Annotated in this window: 19 protein-coding genes; 7 read left to right on the top strand and 12 right to left on the bottom strand. The window is 44.3% G+C overall.

Annotation, left to right across the window (positions count from 1 at the left end):
• Window positions 1-223 precede the first annotated feature (223 nt).
• From ACWQAU_RS12385 to ACWQAU_RS12375, 3 genes are all read right to left on the bottom strand, one after another.
• Window positions 224-892, bottom strand: a complete 669-nt coding sequence (locus ACWQAU_RS12385) for an endonuclease III domain-containing protein (protein WP_003642467.1) — start codon at window positions 890-892, stop codon at window positions 224-226.
• A 115-nt stretch (window positions 893-1,007) separates the two neighbouring features.
• Window positions 1,008-1,265, bottom strand: a complete 258-nt coding sequence (locus ACWQAU_RS12380) for a hypothetical protein (protein WP_003642468.1) — start codon at window positions 1,263-1,265, stop codon at window positions 1,008-1,010.
• Between the two features lie 34 nt (window positions 1,266-1,299).
• The gene (locus tag ACWQAU_RS12375; protein ID WP_003642469.1) at window positions 1,300-1,851 is read right to left on the bottom strand and encodes an NADPH-dependent FMN reductase; all 552 of its coding nucleotides are present in this window, start codon (window positions 1,849-1,851) and stop codon (window positions 1,300-1,302) included.
• Window positions 1,852-2,234: 383 nt separating this feature from the next.
• On the opposite strand from ACWQAU_RS12375, the gene ACWQAU_RS12370 reads away from it, so the two are divergent.
• Window positions 2,235-3,509, top strand: coding sequence for a hypothetical protein (locus ACWQAU_RS12370; protein WP_003642470.1), 1,275 nt, complete (start codon window positions 2,235-2,237; stop codon window positions 3,507-3,509).
• Window positions 3,510-3,644: 135 nt separating this feature from the next.
• On the opposite strand, the gene ACWQAU_RS12365 is transcribed toward ACWQAU_RS12370, so the two are convergent.
• Entirely contained in the window at window positions 3,645-4,244 is a 600-nt protein-coding gene (locus ACWQAU_RS12365) for a hypothetical protein (RefSeq protein ID WP_027821673.1), read from the bottom strand.
• A gap of 189 nt (window positions 4,245-4,433) precedes the next feature.
• Between ACWQAU_RS12365 and ACWQAU_RS12360 the strand changes: the two genes are divergently transcribed.
• Window positions 4,434-4,916, top strand: coding sequence for a Fur family transcriptional regulator (locus tag ACWQAU_RS12360; protein WP_003643467.1), 483 nt, complete (start codon window positions 4,434-4,436; stop codon window positions 4,914-4,916).
• Window positions 4,917-5,159: 243 nt separating this feature from the next.
• On the opposite strand, the gene ACWQAU_RS12355 is transcribed toward ACWQAU_RS12360, so the two are convergent.
• From ACWQAU_RS12355 to ACWQAU_RS12345, 3 genes are all read right to left on the bottom strand, one after another.
• Window positions 5,160-5,516: a bacteriocin immunity protein gene (locus tag ACWQAU_RS12355; protein ID WP_015826036.1), complete on the bottom strand. Its 357-nt coding sequence runs from the start codon at window positions 5,514-5,516 to the stop codon at window positions 5,160-5,162.
• Window positions 5,517-5,710: 194 nt separating this feature from the next.
• Entirely contained in the window at window positions 5,711-5,938 is a 228-nt protein-coding gene (locus tag ACWQAU_RS12350) for a PLDc N-terminal domain-containing protein (RefSeq protein ID WP_027821672.1), read from the bottom strand.
• Between the two features lie 54 nt (window positions 5,939-5,992).
• Complete coding sequence (locus ACWQAU_RS12345; protein WP_162551029.1) at window positions 5,993-6,865, bottom strand: metallophosphoesterase family protein; 873 nt, start codon at window positions 6,863-6,865, stop codon at window positions 5,993-5,995.
• A 432-nt stretch (window positions 6,866-7,297) separates the two neighbouring features.
• Here ACWQAU_RS12345 and ACWQAU_RS12340 point away from each other — a divergent pair, with 432 nt between their 5' ends.
• Entirely contained in the window at window positions 7,298-7,840 is a 543-nt protein-coding gene (locus ACWQAU_RS12340) for a GNAT family N-acetyltransferase (RefSeq protein WP_003642476.1), read from the top strand.
• A 411-nt stretch (window positions 7,841-8,251) separates the two neighbouring features.
• Here the strand turns inward: ACWQAU_RS12340 and ACWQAU_RS12335 are convergent, their stop codons facing one another.
• The 4 genes from ACWQAU_RS12335 to ACWQAU_RS12320 all read right to left on the bottom strand — a co-directional run bounded on the left by ACWQAU_RS12335 (window position 8,252) and on the right by ACWQAU_RS12320 (window position 11,125).
• Window positions 8,252-8,671 carry a CidA/LrgA family protein gene (locus ACWQAU_RS12335; RefSeq protein ID WP_003642477.1) on the bottom strand — a complete coding sequence of 140 codons (420 nt, stop codon included), beginning with the start codon at window positions 8,669-8,671 and terminating at the stop codon, window positions 8,252-8,254.
• Window positions 8,672-8,690: 19 nt separating this feature from the next.
• Entirely contained in the window at window positions 8,691-9,419 is a 729-nt protein-coding gene (locus ACWQAU_RS12330) for an LrgB family protein (RefSeq protein WP_003642478.1), read from the bottom strand.
• Window positions 9,420-9,593: 174 nt separating this feature from the next.
• A complete protein-coding gene (locus ACWQAU_RS12325) occupies window positions 9,594-10,433 on the bottom strand; it encodes a DegV family protein (RefSeq protein WP_011102096.1) in 840 nt (279 codons plus the stop codon).
• A 524-nt stretch (window positions 10,434-10,957) separates the two neighbouring features.
• A complete protein-coding gene (locus tag ACWQAU_RS12320) occupies window positions 10,958-11,125 on the bottom strand; it encodes a hypothetical protein (RefSeq protein WP_003642481.1) in 168 nt (55 codons plus the stop codon).
• Window positions 11,126-11,292: 167 nt separating this feature from the next.
• On the opposite strand from ACWQAU_RS12320, the gene ACWQAU_RS12315 reads away from it, so the two are divergent.
• The 4 genes from ACWQAU_RS12315 to ACWQAU_RS12300 all read left to right on the top strand — a co-directional run bounded on the left by ACWQAU_RS12315 (window position 11,293) and on the right by ACWQAU_RS12300 (window position 16,259).
• Window positions 11,293-11,991 carry a zinc metallopeptidase gene (locus ACWQAU_RS12315; protein WP_003642482.1) on the top strand — a complete coding sequence of 233 codons (699 nt, stop codon included), beginning with the start codon at window positions 11,293-11,295 and terminating at the stop codon, window positions 11,989-11,991.
• A gap of 606 nt (window positions 11,992-12,597) precedes the next feature.
• Entirely contained in the window at window positions 12,598-14,094 is a 1,497-nt protein-coding gene (locus ACWQAU_RS12310) for a phytoene desaturase family protein (protein ID WP_027821671.1), read from the top strand.
• Window positions 14,075-14,956 (top strand): phytoene/squalene synthase family protein, encoded by an 882-nt coding sequence (locus ACWQAU_RS12305; protein ID WP_027821670.1) that lies wholly within the window; start codon window positions 14,075-14,077, stop codon window positions 14,954-14,956. Before ACWQAU_RS12310 ends, ACWQAU_RS12305 begins: the two co-directional genes overlap by 20 nt.
• Before the next feature lie 361 nt (window positions 14,957-15,317).
• Entirely contained in the window at window positions 15,318-16,259 is a 942-nt protein-coding gene (locus ACWQAU_RS12300; RefSeq protein ID WP_079111859.1) for an alpha/beta hydrolase, read from the top strand.
• Between the two features lie 66 nt (window positions 16,260-16,325).
• On the opposite strand, the gene ACWQAU_RS12295 is transcribed toward ACWQAU_RS12300, so the two are convergent.
• Window positions 16,326-17,438, bottom strand: a complete 1,113-nt coding sequence (locus tag ACWQAU_RS12295) for a glycerate kinase (RefSeq protein WP_027821669.1) — start codon at window positions 17,436-17,438, stop codon at window positions 16,326-16,328.
• Window positions 17,439-17,474 lie beyond the last annotated feature (36 nt).

Genomic DNA, 17,474 nt, shown 5'->3' with positions numbered 1-17,474 from the left:
CGCGTTGTTAACAAACTAATTTCGGACACTGGTTGTTATAAAATCACTAATAATTGCCAATCCATCCAGTGACCAACTGTCAGGCCCTCCTAACTAATCAAGTAACGCCCTTAACCATAAAAGCGCTTTCTTTTATAAACATAATAATAGCCGCCCCTATTAAGTCGGTCAATAAAACCCGATTAAATTAAGGCGGTTCACTTGAATTTAGGAACTTATTTAATTAGTTTGCCAAACTTTGTGAAGCAAGTGTTAATCTTTGCGTTGCAAGAAAGGACCGTTCGAAATCAGCCGTCGTTTTGACCTGTTTACCGAAATCAACAATCAGTGCGTGCCACTCCCAAGCCGTCGTTAAATCATAATGCCACGCCTGCATAATCAGTTGTTGGGCCTTTAAGTAGTTGCTCGGTAACGGTTGGTTAAGCCAGCCGAATAGGCGCCGCAAATACGTGTCAATAATGATCGTTGGCTGATGAAAAACGTACATGCTAAAGTAGTCAGCCGTTTCATCGCCAATACCGCGCAGGGCGATTAGTTCACGCCGCAATTGTTCTGCTGGCAAGGCTCGCATCACGGTCAAGTCAAAATCATACTGTCCACACCACGCTGCTAAGGCTTTTAAAGTTGGAACTTTGCGCGTATAGAAGCCCGCAGGTTTGACTAAAGTCGTCAGTTCAGTATCAGTCAATGCTAGTAACTGCCGAGGCTCAAAGTCAGTGGCTGCTTTTAAATTAGCCAGTGCGTAATCCACGTTGCGCCAGTTGGTATTCTGAACGAGAATACCGCCCCAGAGAATCTCCCAAGGCGTCTCGGCAGGTGGGATTCCGGCTTGGAGCCAGTGCCGGGGCCCCATGGCAGCTAACATCTGCTGATACAGTGTCTCAATGGTCATTGTTAGCCCTCCTCACATGAATTGATTAATGTTGAGACCAATAATTTGATCTTACAAAAAAATAGTCGTAACGGCAAAACATCAATCCGCTACAACTATTGTTTACGCTTGTTTATTAGTCATCTACCACCGTACTGCGCTTAACAGCTAGCACAATGTCAGCCTTCCGATTTTCAGGCTTGATCTTTTCTTCAAAGTCCAATTCGGCATCCTTAAACAGGTTCTGAATCTCAGTATTAACTAACGACAAGTCGCGTGAATCCCCAGCTTGTTGGCGAATATAGACCACATATTGATCTGGTAATTCTTCAAGATCATATTCCACATCTTCGTCATTCAAAATAACATAAATCAACTTACGTTCTTTGTTCATTTGAAACTTCCCCTTATCAATTATTTTATCCGAATTAGTCGTTTGCGGCTAACTGGTGAGCAAACTTAAGGTAGTCAGCCACACAATGGTCTAACCACTCAACGACCTTATTGTCCGTAAGGTCCCCATCGGCATTCATCTTGTCCTGCACCGCGCTCAACAAGAATTCATTTCCAGGCAGAATCTGCATCCCAACTCCGGGTGAATCTAAAACTTGCCGTAAATGACTCTGCGCTCGCACTGTCCCCAAGGGTCCCATTGTGGCCCCTAAAATCATAGCTGGTTTCCCAATTAACGGTCGTTCAACACGCGATAGCCAATCAATCGCATTTTCCAAGACACCTGGAACACTATGGTTATATTCCGGTGTCACAAAAATGACGCCATCCGCGTCCATGACCGTCTGCTTAAAGGCTTGCACCTCCGCGGGGGCTTCTAGCTCGATATCCTGATCATAAAAAGGCAACGCGCCCAAGTTAGGAATCGTGACATCCAGTTGATCGGCATACCGTTTCTGAACAAACGTTGCTAACTTACGATTATATGAGGAACGTCGAATGCTACCGACGAGTGCGATAATCTTCATCGTGTGAAAAACTCCTTTAAGTTGTAATTACTTTTAGTATACCCCTTTTTTGGCAAATAGTCGGAACCGGTTACAAAAAACCAGCTGCTTTCATCAAAATTTTAATCTTAACTGCTGAATATTCAGTCAGTTTAGCAATTCCAGTCCCCCATCCGCGTAACTGCCATTATCTTAAGTCTAATTTTAAACGAGGTGAGACATTCATTAGCGGGCCTGATTATTGCTTGCTCATCGAAATAACTACCAGACATAATAATCGAGGCAGTGCTTTATCGCCATCACAGGATTAATAAACTTTCACAAATGTTTCTTAACTTTTTTCAAAACCAAACGTCCATTGTTAGTGTGATGAATAGAGTCTGCTATACTATTGATTAGAGAAATTGATTGGGGGGTTAATCGTGTATTATCGTGGTGAAGCACTTGACTTTTTGAATATGCTACATACTACAGGTGCCGCGCCATTAATGCGTTCGCGAATCGTTTTTTCCAGTCAGATCGACGTGGAACGCTTAAAGGCTGCCGTGCTCGCTTCCGCACAAATCGTACCCGAGATTTTCGGTCATTATCAAGCTGACCGTAATCGTTTCGTTGTTACTGATCAACCAGTCAACCAAGTTATTCAGGAAGTTCAAAGCCCGTATAGTCCTGAAAACACTGATTTTGATTTTACGAATAGTCCGCAACTACGGTTATTTGTCATTCATCACGGTGACTACGATGTCTTACAAGCCTTTATGAGCCACCTACTAACGGACAATCGTGGGTTTAAAGAATATCTGTACCTGCTCGCACAAGCCTACAATTATGCCGATCTCACGAATTTGCATAATGAACGGCGACTACGCCCAGTTATCACTAAGTTGCAACGTCAATTTGCACGGCCACACGGTCATGCACCCATTGTTACCGGTATGGTTAAACTACCCCATTATCCGGGAATTAACTTGCGGCACGGTGGTCACGTAATGCTCAGTAGCACGCAATTCATGCGCGTCCGACGAATGGCTAAGGCCCAAGACGTCGGTATTAGCGAGGCCATTTTGGCGGCATACGCTAAAGCACTCCAAGTTTTAACTGGTCATACAACCGTGACATTGCCGTGCCCAATCGACCTGCGCCGCTTCACGACTGAAGATGCGAACGTCACCCAAATCGCTAATTTAACCGTCAATGTTTTTCTGACAATCAAGGTAGATATTGATGCACCTTTTAGTGAGCTCGTCAATCAAGTCCACGACTTGTTAACGGTCGAGCGTACGCGGGTCGCCTTCCTTTATCGACTTAGCAATTTACAGAAAATGAACCATACAATGCCAATCACGGTCATGCGTAAAATGACCAAACGCTGGTTACCACAGCCTGCGCTCCGGTATACCAACTTTGGTGTCGTCGACCAGGAACGGCTTAAATTTCATGACTTGACGGTCGTCAATTGCGTCTTCTCGGGTGCCTTCCAGTGCTCACCCGTTATGGAAATTGCCGCCAGCACGTTTGCCGGAACCTGTACATTGAGCTTCAATAGCACCGGGTCCGAACGTGACTACCAGTTATCCATGAAAATCCTGGAAAACATTCAAGCTCAACTGCTAGTGTGGGCACAAGCAGATGCTCAAGTAGCCACAACTGATAATGTGACGTTGCGCCACCAAGCATAATTAAGTCAATTGATAGGCCTTAAATACCGGCCACAAAAAATCCCAAGCTAAATGAGCTTGGGATTTTTTATGGCCGCCGTTAATCTGGCTATCAGTGTGATTATGGATTATTTAGAATCATCCAGCTAATGACGACTAGTCATCCGGCCGAATCGTTTCCGAGTAATGACTTAACTGGTATATCGGTGCCCGTCGTGCCAATATTGCTGGTGCTTTGTGAATTTTCACTAGGCAACCAGTTTGCCCACTTGGGGTCAGTCGAACATCATAATTTTGAAAACTAGGGCGTATTGGCGTAGTCACTGTCAGTGGTCCAATAACGCGCTGTAAGCCAATCTGAATATTTGCTAGGTGTTGGAAAGGGCTCCCAACTAAATTACTTAAAAAGCCATCATATAGGCGCCATAGTGCCCCGGCGGACGGCACCCAGACTGGTTGTCCAGCGGCTGCTTGTAATTGGAATCGTAACGTCACGCACTGCCGGGTCACGGTCAACTGAATCGGTCGAACCTTCAACCGAGTAGTAGCGGCTTTTAGGACTGCAACTTGTGCCAACGCTTGGGGAACATCATAGCTCGCCGCAAATACTGGGAACTGATTAGTGGGTACCTGCCGTCCTTTTTCCGTAGTCGTAAGTTGCCGGATAACTTTCATCATTGCTTCAAGGCCAAGTACATATGCGCGTTCGTATTGGACCCGCTCAACCGGTAATGCTGGTACAATTAATTGCGTCATTTTACCACCTCTATCCACATTCACTTAATTATCGTTAGTTTACTCACGTCCTCAGCCCCAGTAAAGCCTTTTCAGCTATTTCGTTAATTAATTTTGTCAAAAGTTTCATCTAGTAATGTTTCTAAATTGGAATCCTTCTAAAAAGTGTGGTTTAATAAGGGTGAATATGATAAAAGGAGGAACCGCGTCGTGGCAGAAGATATGTTGACCCAAGCCTTGCAGCAATTAAAGGACCATAAAATCCGTGTAACGCCGCAACGGCAAATCATTCTTAATTATTTGATTACTCACCATAATCATCCATCCGTCGAAACCATCTATCAGGAATTAGCAACTCAATTACCTAACCTGAGCTTGGCAACGGTTTACAATACGTTAAAACTTTTTGTCGACTTAGGAATCGTAATTGAATTACAAAATGGCGATGCTGGCACCCACTATGACTTTTTCGGTCGACCACATTATCACGTCGTTTGTGAGAATTGTGGTAAAATTACTGACGTTTTCGAACCCGACCTCCGCAGTGTCGAAGCCAAGGCGGCGGAACTCTCTGGGTACTTGGTTACGGGTCACAATATGGAAGTCTATGGATTATGCCCAGACTGCCAGAAACTACTCAATGTAACTAAAACAGCTGATTTAAAGCGATTGAAATTGACGCACAGTGAATAGAACCAGTTCAATGGCAACCGGCTATTTAGCGCGCTGGTTATCCTAAAACAAAAGGAACACTTTCAGTTTTCCTGTATTAGTCCCTGTCAACCTTAAGCGGACTATCACAGCCTGAAGTGTTCCTTTTAATTTATACGATAAGCTGATTTTACTTACGCTTTAATCAGCATCACAATCGGAGGACGCTTTCGGAATACCAATCAGCAATTACACGACCGGTAGCCCTCAACCCCCTGGCCGGTATTAATGTTGTGGGACTTCTTCCAGCATGCCATAGAACTGTGACTTGTCAGAGAAATCAGCCATATAGGCCCCGTTCAATCCGGCCTTTTGCCCGATTATTCCTAAGTCGATCATTAGCTTTTCTTCTTCATCTGGAAAGTGTAACCGTCCCTTAATGGCTACACTACGAATATAGTTTACTAGGCGATTGACTAAGGCTTCTGGGTTCTTAGCCGTAGTGATTTTTTTATCAACCTGCATTAATACATCAATAATATCCAATAAGTCCCCCGACTGATCAGACCACCCACTTAACCGGACGATTAGTCCCTTAATAGCCTCTTGAGCTTGTTGTCGTAATTCTGATTCTCGCTGCATTAATAAAGTCCCCCTCTATATGATTCGGATTACCATAATAATTTCAAATTATAGGTATCTTTATATACACTTTTATTATACACGCTTATGATTGCATTCAAAAAAACATTCATAAACGTGCAAAAAACGCCCATCAACGTAAAAAAGTCCGAGCTTTCACCCGAACTTAACCCCACTTTAATTTACTAATTACCCTAACGTTCCTGTCCAAACGCAAAATAGAGCCACAGTCCAAATGGTTGTACAAAGGCTAATAACAACCAGCCAAGTCGATGTCCTCGGCGAAATGACTTCGCCGTCAAGACATCCGCAACCACAATTGTGGTTGCGGTAATCTCCATGGCGGCAACGGGTAACAACCGTTGCTTTAATTTACGTTTGATCCGTGGTGGCATTTGATTGTGATGACGAAATAGTCCCATATTGACGCCTCCCTTAATTATTACCAACATTATACCTTGTTAATTAAGAAAGCGCTATCTTGATTCATACCCTTGTGGGGCTCGCCCGACAAACTTAGTGTCTGGGATCGTCAATTCATCAATAACCGCTTTCCCATGCAGTAACTGGCGCGTTGTCACACCGACCTGTCCTCGATCGATTGCAATGATTTGGTAACTACTGCCCTCATGAACATAATGATGATGTGGATCATGGCAATCGATCGCATAGGCCGCAGAACCGGCCACCACATTCAGAATATTATCTCCAATCAAATAACTTGAAACAAAGTGAACGTGACCAGAGAATACGCCGCCTAAATTATGTCCCCGAAGCACCGATAACAGCGCCGGCGTATTTTGTAAAATCGCATAGTGCATATTCGTCATCGTCGGCCCATCTAGGGGGTGATGCAAAAATAGAAAAGCCCGCTTTGTCGGTGCCTGTCGTAGATGTTTTCCCAACCATTGTAGCTGTTGTGGTGCCAACCAGCCTGCCTCATAACCGCTAACCTTTGAATCCAAAAAATAAAAGTCGTTGTTGCCAATCCGCATGCGACTCGCGTAGTATGGTCCCGGGTCAGCCGGCAAATACCCTTCGTAAAACGCCGCTCGCCGATCATGGTTTCCAAGGATAACTCGAACATGACAATCAAATTCAGCTTCCATCGTATGGATGATTGCGTGCAGCCGCTGATAATCGTCAGCGCTACCGTCATGAATCAAGTCCCCGGTAAAAACAATCAAATCTGGCATGGTTGGTAATCGCCGAATATCATCAATAATATTGGCAAGCTTGCCCCAGGGATCGTACTGCTGACCATGTGCCGGTACTTGGCCGCGGGGGGTTAAATGTAGATCAGAAATCTGAATAACTTGTAAAGGACGCAATTCGATCCTCCCTCTCATACTTTAATCACCAGATGGTTATCTCTAATATAGCGAGCTAACGTAAAGTTTTACCAATCTTCATATAAAGTAACTGTAAAGTTTGTGCTAACCTCTCTTTACGCACCATTGAAAAGTGCCCCCACAGCAACACCTTTCACCAATAGTTCAGCCATCACCCGTATTGCCCTCATTATACTGAAACCACATTATCGGCAGCACGTGCCCAACGGCTTTACTGTAAGTCTTCAGTATATCCGCATCTTATTTCGCCGTCCCCCAGAGCTAGTTGTTCTTGACATCAGCACTTGGCACATGCCACCCGTGTTTCATACTGAGCTAGCTAGTCTGACGCGTAATCTCATAATTTTTGGTTGACAAGCCCACCTTTTGCCGCCACCATGAAGATAAGCTTTAATAACATCATACGAGTGAGGGATTATTTTGAAAAATATGTTTGTCGGGCCCCATGTGGCCCTTGCTGTTCCCCAGCCAGAAGATTTTGATGAGATCAGTGACTGGTACACTGACGCCGATTTTGTTCGTAAAATGGATACGGCTGCCGCCCGACCACTGACCGGTGAAGAACTCGAACGAACTTACCGTAACCTTGATCGGAATACCGAATACTACTTTCACGTTCATAGTTTAGAAGACGACCACTTATTAGGCTTTGTCACCCTATTCAATATCGAATGGCATAACCAGGTTGCCCAATTAGCCATCGCAATCGGTGATCCCGACGAACGCGGCCATGGTTATGGTACCGAGACACTCAGCTTGATTTTGAACTACGCTTTTAACGAATTGAATCTTTACAAAGTCTGTTTGGACGTCATCGCAACAAACCCCGCCGCTATCGCTGTTTACCAGAATAGTGGTTTTGAATTTGAGGGCACCAATAAGCGTGCTATCAAGCGTGATGGGCAACGAATCGACCTCTATCACATGGGCTTATTTGCGGCTGATTTTCAGCCCCGCGTTACTTTAAACTAATTAATCAGCTCAATTAGTTGCAGCCAATAACTTTTGCAATTATAATAGTCGCAGATTGATAGAAAGTGACCAACTGACTGTCAATCCTTAATATTCTTTAGTTTTTTCGATTATTAGTGCGTTGCTGCCATAATGCAGCTAATAATCACTTTCATTCATAGACTCCCCCAAGTCTGATGAATGGGGTTCATCAAAGCCCCCACTTTGATGTTTCCTACTCCTTGACCACTACATCCGCTGATGTGGTGGCTTTTTTATTGCCGTCTAAAAAAGCCGTCATGGGTATGCAATCCCCACAACGGCCTGCTATTATCTTGTAATAGCCAAAACAAGCGGTTCAACAACTGCCTGTTTCGATTAGATCCAACTGGTACCCAATCTACTCACGAGTAAATTATGTGCCACCAAGATTTAATCTTCTTCCAACTCAACATTGCTGTTCGTTCGACGAGCAATGAACCATTCCTTGACTTGAATTAAAACCCACGCGATTCCCGCTGTAAAAAGCAACAACATTAGTGTCGAAACAATAATGACGATCACAATCTGAACGCCTTCTGCCTTTAACACGTCTAACTTAGTTACTAACGCGATCCCTGATGGAATGAAAATCAAGCTGATAAATTGGACGAAAAAGTTGCTAACACCCGCCACCTGCTCAAGTTTGACCACTTTAAACGTTAACAGCAAGTATAGTAGAATCATCCCAATCAACGGTGTCGGCATTGGGAATGCGGGCCAAATCTTATTGACTAAATTAGCAATTAAACTACTAGCCAATAAAATCAAACCATAAATCACAATTTGTGTAATAAACGCGCCTTTTTTCATCGAATCCCTCCCGGACCATCTAACCTAAACCAATCAACTGCGCAAACCCTGGAACCATAAAATTAACAAGAATACCGGCAATCACAAAGGCGATTGCACCAGTTGCGCCCGCAGCCTCGCTCACTTCAATCGCTTTAGTGGCACCAACCGCATTACCGGCAATTCCGAATCCTAACCCGGCACCGAGCGGATTCTTGTGCAATTTGAACCAGCGAATAAAATGGTCGCCTAACGCGTAAATCAAAACTGAATTCAGAATGACTGCGAACGCCGCAATGGCTTGATCGCCACCCACCGACTCAGCCACCGGTAAAGCAATTGCTGTCGTTGCTGCTTGTACTAACATGGCACCTAACGCTGCATCCGTCAGACCGAGCAACCGTGAAATCCCATAGATACCAAATAATGACAGCCCTAACCCAATCGCTAACGCAATCACAATGACATCCCAATGTTTCTTAAAGATATCATTACGCTTATATAGTGGCACCGCAAACGAGACGGTGGCGGGCGCCACAAACCAGAATAACCAGTCGCCACCAACCTGGTACGCTTCATAAACTTTTTGCACGGGTGCCTTTAGAATCGACGCAATCAATACCAATAAACCAATCCCGAGCAGCATTCCAAAAAATAACGGTTGGAATAACACAAAGCGATTTGTTTTGTGATATAAATACTCGCCAATCCCATACACCAAGATCGACAGTCCGATCCCGAAAAACGGATTATTGAGAAGATAGCTCACATAAGTTCCTACTTTCTTTTAGTGAAAAGAGTGACAAAAAAGGTGCCCCATCCGGGTCTAGTCATCATTAAATGGTGGTTAGGCTCAGAACAGTGCACCAACACGGTTCTCATTTATCATTAATTAATTATAACACATCAAAGTAATTTTTAATAGTAGGTTAGTTCGTCAAATTTAATCAACTGTATAAAACATCAATGCGTAAGCGCCAACACCGGTGTGCGTCGCAATAATTGGACTAGTACGCGCAACCAGTGGCGTTACTTGTGGAACGACTTGTTGGAGAAGCTTTTCTGGCGCTTCCGCAACGCTCGGTTCGCCGACGTAAGAAATTCCAGCCGCTTCGACTCGAGTCGCATCCGCTAATTGGTCTAGAATTTGTTCCTGCGCTTTGATTAGCGCCTTTTTCCCGCGCCCCCGCGTATAAAGTTTTAATTTTCCGGCTTCTAATTCAAAGACAAATTTTAATTTAATCAAATTCGTGACCATGCCAGCCAACTTAGGGACGCGCCCACCTTTGACCAAATTGTCGAGCGTATCCACGAACAAGTAGGTCTTAGTATGCTGCCGAATGACGGTTATCTTCGCCAAAATTGTGGCCATATCCGCACCGGCGTGAGCCATCCGTGCTGCTGTAAGCACTTGAAAGGCCATCCCACGGTCAGCCGCCTGGGTATCAATAACTGTCACATCGCCACTAGCAAGTTTGGCAGCTTGGCGAGCAGCATTGACCGTCCCACTCAATGTCTCCGTCAAATGTAGTGATAATACTTGGCTACCATCCGCTGTCAATTCATCGTAGCAACTGACGAAATCACCAATTGGCGGCTGGCTAGTCGTTGGCAAGACTGGGCTGACTGCCATCTGTTGGTCAAATTCCGCGGTACTAACTGCCGTATCTGCAATCAAGTCGCCACCGAACCCCACGAGTAACGGAACCACTTTAATATTATACTGTGCAATCTCGGCCGTCGTTAATTGGACCGACGAATCGGTGACGATTTTAATTGTCATATTTGGAAAACACCTTTCGATTAATTTGTGCTTCATTATAGCACCTCAGAGTCTAGGACCAATAAAAACTGCGTCACACCAGCATTTAGCCACTCATATTGATTTATGACGGTCATCATTTCGTTATAAACTTTGTAAAAATCGTCATATTTTTTCGTTCCATGACCTAACTTTTTCGTCTGAAAATCATGCTTTTAAACTTTTCGCGTCACACTTTCTTCACGCGTCGCCGCTATACTATGTTTATAGTCATTAAGGAAATCCCAATCCTTAACGACCCCCTAACTTTAATGATTACTTCCCCAAGTAATGATGTGTGTGTACTTAATTACATTTTACCGATTTACTTCCCTTTTCCTCCGTATTTCCCCGATACGGAGGTTTTTTATTGCCTTCAAGTAGTTGTGGCTCACGCGTGAACACCGTATTAACCATAATCATTGCCAATCCAATTTCCACCATAAAAAACGCGCCAAGGCGAGAAACAAACTTCTCAACCTTACCGCGTATCGTGGTCCTAATACTTATTTCATCTTATCGAGATCTTCTGGTGCAATAAAAAAACTGACCTGTCCCGTTTCTAAATCAACGTGCGCCTTCACTTCAACACCTTTAGGAAAAATCCAGCCTTTCCCAGTATCTAACTTTAACGGCATTTCCCCATACGTTTTGGTTCGATACGTCTTTTCCATCAGAAAACTCCTTCGCTCTTTGCCAATTACGATTAACTGGGCTAATTATATAATCTGACGTCGTTTCTCGATAGTAAAGACACTTTCCAATGGCTTTCTTCAGTAGGAATGTCACGCTAAATCTGATAGAATCGGATTAACATTAAACCACTTAGGAGGGGTCGACCTTGTTCTATTCGTTTTTTGATCCGACTTACCTATTAGTCATCATTGGACTGATTATCTCAATGGCCGCATCGGGTTACGTTAATCGGACATTCCGGCATTATGATGCCTATCGTAGTCAATCTGGCACAACCGGCACCGATGCAGCTCGCTTTATTTTAAGCCAATCTGGTATCAATGATGTTGGTGTCCAAAAGATAAGCGGGGATCTGACCGACAATTACAACGGTCAAACTAAGATTCTCAGCCTATCAGAAGCCACAGCAGATTCAACCTCTGTGGCCGCCATCGGAGTTGCGGCCCACGAATGCGGACACGCAGTTCAAGATCACGTTAACTATTGGCCAATGCGCTTGCGGACCGCCCTCGTGCCCATCACGAACATCGGTTCAAGCTTATCATTACCACTAATCATTATCGGCGTTTTATTGAGTTACAACCAAACACTGATTCACATTGGGATTTTACTCTTCTCACTGGCGTTATTGTTCCAACTTGTCACGCTTCCAGTTGAATTCAACGCCTCAAGACGCGCCCTCCAGATTTTATCTGATGGGCAAGTTTTGACTCGCGACGAAGTTCCCATGGTGCGTAAAGTGCTTGTCGCGGCGGCTTTAACCTATGTTGCTGCAGCCCTGTCAACATTCTTACAATTACTACGACTAATTATTCTATTTGGTGGTAATCGTGACGATAACTAATCGCGCCAAATGGCAGTGCCCACAGCCAGTCACCAAAATCTGCTTGGTCACTATCAACTTAGCGTCGCCGCAAACTTGTTATTACTAGCATTGATTGCGAATCAAAATAGTCACTTCAAAGGACAACTTTTGAAGTGACTATTTTCTTTGGCCCCAAACAGCCGATCATCGCACCTCGCCAAGGCATTCCGTAAGAACGTTGATGATTCTTCACACTTCTTAATAAAGCCTTTCCCTTTTTTTCATGACATTCGCCATGTTCAGTCACAAATTCTTCACACAACCTCGGTATGATTACATCATAGCAATTGAGGTTAACTCAATCAGCTATAACACAACCTAAAATTTTTCATTTACTCCTCCAAAGTAATGAAATTCATAGTAACATGTGATTCCCCGTCACATGTTTACCCTACTCCTTTTTCCACCGTATTCCCCGATACGGTGGTTTTTTTGTTTTTCTCGTCCGCTCTATTCGCACCTACCGACTACTTTAATACGTCATAGTAATCATATTTGTTGTACTTTTTACATTATTAAACCAAAATATAACTAATGATTAACCATGCTTTTTAGTTATTCATCTGTTAAGGGGGAGATTTACTGATGAAGCAAGTATCGATTATTGGCGCTGGTATTGGTGGCTTAACCGCTGCAGTACGGCTTCAAAAATTAGGTTATAATGTTACGATTTATGAGCAAAACGCGCAACCGGGTGGCAAAATGAACCAGATTGTTAGCCAAGGATTTACATTTGACGTGGGGCCGACGATCGTCATGATGAAAGACATCTACGAAGAAGTCTTTCGCTTTTGCGGGGTCGATCCGCACAACTATTTACCATTCGAAGAAGTTCAACCTTTGATGCACCTTGTCTTTGGTGATCAATCTAGTCTAGATTTGTCACGCGATCTCCCAACATTAATTGCCGAGATTAACCGCATTGCGCCTGATGACGTCAATGGTATGTTAAATTTTTTAGCGGATATTTATCACCGGTATACCATCGCGAAGCCTAATTTTTTAGAACGATCATTTCGTAACTGGCGTGACTTTTATAACCTACCCTCTCTGTATGCAGGACTACAGTTACGCACCTTTAACAATGCCTACAAAAACATTGCAAAATTTATCAAGAATGAAAATCTACGTAATTCATTAGCCTTTCAGACACTGTATATTGGGATTTCTCCCTACCAGGGCCCGTCGCTATACAACATTATTCCGATGATTGAGCTCTTCTACGGGGTCTATTTTTTAAAGGGTGGTATGTACACAGTTGTCAATAGTCTCGTTAAGTTATTCAAAGAACAGGGTGGTACGTTAAAGCTTGCCACACCAGTTCAAGAAATTATCATCAAAGATAAAGTTGCTGTTGGCATTCGTGTCAATAATCATCCGATCCACAGTGACTATGTCCTATGTAATGCTGATTTTCCAACCGCCATGACGACACTGATTCCAAATGAGCAAAATCGTGGTCAGTACACAGATCAAAAAATTGCCAAAATGGATTATTCATGCTCATGTCTCGTCTTGTATTTAGGACTAGACAAAAAATACCCAACCGAAGCATTACACACGATCCACTTTGCACAAGATTTCAGCAAAAACGTCGCCGATCTATTTGACAACGGCAAGTTACCAGAAGATCCCTCGTATTATGTCTATGTTCCATCAAAGATGGATCCAAGTTTAGCTCCCGAAAACAGTGAGGCACTCTATGTTTTAGTACCAGTTCCTGAGCTCTCAAAGTTTAATGACTGGTCACCAACAACACTGAAGAACTATCGTCAACTAATCATTAACAAACTAAGACAAACGGCTACCTTCAGCGATATTGAACAGCATATCGTTGTCGAAAAGCAGTTTACACCGGTTGACTTCAAAGAACAGTTTGGCGCCTATAACGGAGCCACTTTCGGCTTACGACCGACGTTAAAACAAAGTAATTATTATCGTCCCCATAACAAGTTCGACTATGCCGACCATCTTTATTTTTGTGGTAGTAGCACCCACCCTGGGGCCGGTGTTCCCATTGTTATGCAAAGTGCTAAATTAGCCGTTGAGGAGTTGATTAAAGATGACCAAATTAATGCCTAAATTCGAACAACATCGTACTGACTTTGCGTACTGTCAAGCAATTACTAAAAGGTCCTCTAGCGCATTCTACACCGCCTTCTCGCAATTACCACTAGAACGCGCTTGGAGTATTTACGCCGTTTATGCTTTTTGTCGAACAGCCGACGACCTCGTTGATGTTGACCATGATATTGATGGTCTAATGGCATTACGCCAATCATTGACCGCCTTTGCCAATGGTCATGTCCCAGACCACCCAATGTGGCGCGCACTGGCCGTCGTTTTTGAGACTTATGATATGAATCTTGACGTCTTTTTCGATATGCTCACTGGTCAAGAACAAGACGCGACTTTTAAACAACCTCAAACTCAGCAAGCACTTGAAGACTATTGCTATTACGTCGCAGGATCAGTTGGTCTGATGATTTTGCCAATGCTAGCAACTAACCCGCAATCACTTGTCAAACCAGCCGTAGAATTAGGCATTGCCATGCAACTCACCAATATTTTAAGAGATGTTGGTGAAGACTACCAACGTGGCCGAATCTACCTGCCATCAAAACTATTGGCACACTATCAGCTCAATCCAACTGACTTGCATGGCCCCATCCCATCTGCCAATTTTATTCGGCTTTGGGAACATGAAGCACAGATTGCCATGAACAAGTACGAGGCTGCATTAACCATGATGCCACAAATTGATCCCGTCGCCCGGCCGTCGCTATTAGCCGCCACTTTGCTTTATCGTGAATTATTGCTAATCGCACGTGAACAACACTACCCAATTTTAAGTCAGCGCGTCTTTTTGACAGATGAACGTAAAACACAGGTCCTTAATCAAGTTAGCACTAAAGTGCATGAACTAGCCCTTAAGGAGGCTTAATGCGACTTGAATCGGTATCATACTTGGCACGACGAAATCTGTCCATACCGGAATATTGACCACCCACAAATAATTTTTAGTTTTTTCACCAGTCAAGTAAGCGATTTAGTTACCTTTTAACAATCAAACTACTATACTAAACATATAGTGACTGGACATCTCCTTCAGCCACTTGAACCTTTTTCATTTACTCCTCCAAAGTTAATGAAAAACAGGCTCGCTGGGGATGCCACCTAGCGACCAATGCAATTTATAGGTCATCGCCCGCCGCGATGGCCTTTTATATTACTAGAATAATATAGTTACATCTCACTTCTAATCGGCGTATCATATTATTGAGAGATTAGAGGAGTGATATTTAATGAAAAAAACACGCGCCGTAGCCGGAATTAGTGCTCCTGTGGCAATTTTTTCGGCCGCCCTATTCGCGAGTGAGAAGCTCTACGATTTTGCTTTCAAGCGTGTTGATTACGTGCCCGAAACTTCGGCAGATAAACAAAAATACGCCGATGCCTACTACGCTTATGTCGATTGGCTACACCGACAGCCCGTTCAACAGTGGCAACTGAACGCTAATGACGAGGCCAATCACCTTGTCGCACAGTACGTTCCTGCTAAAACAACCAGCAACCGAACCGTTATTGTTTCCCATGGCTACAAAGGTGATGGTGAAACGATGGCAAATTACGCTTATATGTTCCATCAAATGGGCTATAACGTCCTCTTGCCCGACGATCGCGGCCATGGGCAAAGTGCCGGCAAGTACATTAGCTTTGGGTGGCAGGATCGCCGCGACTATTTAGGCTGGATCGATAAAGTCGTCCGTATCAATGGTCGTCACACGGATATCATCCTTTTTGGTGTCAGCATGGGTGGTGCGACCGTTGAAATGATGAGCGGCGAAGACCTTCCATCACAAGTTAAGGCCATCATTGCCGATTGTGGTTATTCGAGTATCGAGGAAGAACTCGCTTACTTATTAAAGCGACAGTTTCACTTACCAAAGTATCCGTTTGTGCCCATCGTTAGTTTTATTAACCGCCACCGTATGGGCTATTATTTAAGCGACGTCAGTTCTGTCGAACAGCTCAAACATAACCATCTACCGATTTTCTTTATTCACGGTGATAAGGATGTCTACGTTCCAAGTTGGATGCTCAAAGAAAATTATCAGGCCGCTAAGGGCCCCAAGCAGATGTGGCAGGTTCCCAACGCCACTCACGCCGAGAGTTTTTGGATCGATCCTGCCGAGTATCAACGACATGTTACAGCCGTTTTGAATCACTATGTTCCTGATAAATAAAATTCAGTCGAAAAACCGTATGCGCTATTCACTGCACATACGGTTTTTTTGACCGCTTAAGTTGTTTTATGACTGGCTAATGATTCGGGCTAAGCGGTCCGCCATCCGTTCCAGATTGGCTGGTCCCTGCGCCATGGCTTGATCTAAGGTCATGACTTGATCGACAATCGGTAAAACAGCCGTGACCCCCTGTTTGGCAAATGTTTCATTTGCACCTTTTTGCCGACCAACTAATAAATAGCAAGGCTTGCCGGCCGCTTGGGCTAACTGACTGAGCTGAATTGGTACCTTGCCCATAAAACTCTGATCGTCGACTTGGCCTTCACCAGAGATAACTAGATCCGCTTGGGCCACTTTCGTTTTAAGATTGCTCATTTCAGCTAACAATTGAAAACCAGAGCAAACGCGGGCGTGTAAAAAGTAACGTAATGCAAACCCAATACCACCGGCAGCCCCATCGCCTTCGTGGGCACTCACCGCACCAGCTGCGACCGTCATATAGTGAGCTAAAGCGGCATCGTGAACCTGAATTTGAGCAACCGGTAATCCTTTTTGTGGGCCAAAAATCTTAGCTGCGCCGTTCGGTCCCGTTAGCGGATTCGTCACATCCGCTGCACTAATGAACGAGACTTCAGCTAATTGTGGCAACACATGTCGATCGTCAATCTTAGTGACCCGACTTAAATCAGCGCCAGTCATGGCTAACTCTTGACCATCGGCAGCCCAAAAACGATAACCGAGCGCACGTAGGATTCCGGCACCACCGTCGACCGTTCCGCTACCGCCTAAGCCCAGAATAATCTGCCGGGCGCCACGCTCAATCGCATCTTTAATCAGTAGCCCGGTCCCACAGGTATTCGTTGCTAACGGCGTCAAGGTCGTCGTGACAAACTGGATTCCGGATGCAGCCGCAACCTCAATCACTGCCATTTTTTCAGTGGCAAAGTAGCCATACGTTGCAGTCACTGGCCGTTGCGCCAGATCCACCGTTGATGCCGTAATAGCTTGTCCACCAGCATGGTTAGCCAGCCACGCCGCCACCGTTCCTTCACCACCATCGGCAATCGCAACTTGAGTAGCGGTGATTCCGTGAGCCGCAAATCGTTTAGCCACTATTCGGTTGGCCTGAATGCTCGTGATGGAATTTTTAAATGAATCAATTGCGATCAAAGCGTGCATATTAACGTCTCCCTATTGACATAATTACTTTCAGTA

Source organism: Lactiplantibacillus sp. 3062 (assembly GCF_055413545.1).
Note: the sequence above shows the minus strand (reverse complement) of the source record. Positions and strands in the feature narration are given on the sequence as shown.